Source organism: Haloferax sp. Atlit-109R (assembly GCF_003665865.1).
Classification (GTDB): Archaea; Halobacteriota; Halobacteria; order Halobacteriales; family Haloferacaceae; genus Haloferax; species Haloferax volcanii.
In genome coordinates, this window is the sequence record NZ_QPLO01000025.1 from 1 (window position 1) to 461 (window position 461).

A 461-nucleotide genomic window follows, 5' to 3' on the forward strand; every position below is an offset into this window, starting at 1 on the left:
TACTTATGAACGAAAAATCATCACTCGGTAAAGCCAATCGTATATATATAAACTTGCCTGAAGTCAGTGATATCAAGGAAGTGAAAAAATGGGACGTCTGGAAGTTAAAAAATGGGACGTCTGGAAGTAAAAAAATGGGCCGTCTGGAAGTAAAAGAATGTCGACCTAGTTATACTTATTCTAGTTACACTTATTTTAGTGATATTGATTCTAGTGATATGAATGATACGTATGATAATGATATTGATGAAGTACACGAAATAGATACTGAAGCACAAACAAATCATTCAAGTCATACAAATCATCAATACAACATAGAGGACACGTTTAATGACCAACAAGTCGAACAAGATATGTTACTTCAAAACTTGCCTGCTCATGTGCAATTGAACTTAAAACATTTTAGTAATGCTGAAATTCGTTGTATTAAATCTGTATTGAATAAAGCCAAAGCGAATTAT

The 461-nt window shown here is 32.5% G+C and carries 1 pseudogene; it reads left to right on the plus strand.

Annotation, left to right across the window (positions count from 1 at the left end):
- A pseudogene (locus DVK03_RS19485) lies at positions 1 to 461 on the plus strand (hypothetical protein); the annotation flags it as partial.